The organism is Pseudomonas sp. NY15181 (genome assembly GCF_048068055.1).
Lineage (GTDB): Bacteria > Pseudomonadota > Gammaproteobacteria > Pseudomonadales > Pseudomonadaceae > Pseudomonas.
In genome coordinates, this window is sequence record NZ_JBLUPT010000024.1 from 1 (window position 1) to 1,184 (window position 1,184).

The 1,184-nt window shown below is 67.4% G+C and carries 1 protein-coding gene; it reads right to left on the minus strand.

Going from position 1 to position 1,184, the window contains the following annotated elements; genetic code table 11:
• On the minus strand, positions 1–1,184 hold a 1,184-nt coding region (gene glyA / locus ACNFBT_RS27155), incomplete at its 3' end, for a serine hydroxymethyltransferase (RefSeq protein ID WP_416753891.1).

Here is a 1,184-nt window from a genome sequence, read left to right on the forward strand (position 1 = left end):
TCGCCCAGGTGGTCCAGCACGTCGCAGATCCAGCCGGCCAGCTCGCGGCACTGGCTTTCCTGCAGGCCACGGGTGGTGACCGCCGGGGTGCCGATGCGGATGCCGGAGGTGACGAACGGGCTCTGCGGGTCGTTCGGCACGGCGTTCTTGTTCACCGTGATGCCGACGCGGCCGAGGGCGGCGTCCGCTTCCTTGCCGGTCAGGCCCTGTTTCACCAGGCTGATCAGCATCAGGTGGTTGTCGGTGCCGCCGGAGACCACGTCGTAGCCGCGACCGATGAACACTTCAGCCATGGCCTTGGCGTTCTTGATCACCTGGGCCTGGTAGTCCTTGAAGCCGGGCTCCAGCGCTTCCTTGAAGCACACCGCCTTGGCGGCGATCACGTGCATCAGCGGACCGCCCTGGGCGCCGGGGAACACGGCGGAGTTGAGCTTCTTCTCGATCTCTTCGTTGCTGCGCGCCAGGATCAGGCCGCCACGCGGACCGCGCAGGGTCTTGTGGGTGGTGGTGGTGACCACGTCGGCGTAGGGCAGCGGGTTCGGGTACAGGCCGGCGGCCACCAGGCCGGCGACGTGGGCCATGTCGACGAACAGCAGCGCCCCGACCTTGTCGGCGATGGCGCGGAAGCGCGGGAAGTCGAGGGTCTTGGAGTAGGCGGAGAAGCCGGCGACGATCATCTTCGGCTTGTGCTCCACGGCCAGGCGCTCGACTTCGTCGTAGTCGATCAGGCCGGTGGCGGTGTCCAGGCCGTACTGCACGGCGTTGTACAGCTTGCCGGAGGAGGAGACCTTGGCGCCGTGGGTCAGGTGGCCGCCGTGGGCCAGGCTCATGCCCAGGATGGTGTCGCCGGCATTGAGCAGGGCGAGGTAGACGGCGGCGTTGGCCGAGGAGCCGGAGTGCGGCTGGACGTTGGCGTAGTCGGCGCCGAACAGCTGCTTGGCGCGGTCGATGGCCAGCTGCTCGACTTTATCCACGTGCTCGCAGCCACCGTAGTAGCGCTTGCCCGGGTAGCCTTCGGCGTACTTGTTGGTCAGCCCGCTGCCCTGGGCCTGCATGACGCGCTTGCTGGTGTAGTTCTCCGAGGCGATCAGCTCGAGGTGGTCCTCCTGGCGGGCCTCCTCGGCGTCCATCGCCGCGAGCAGTTCGTCGTCATAGCCCTGGATCTGGTCGTGCTTGCTGAACAT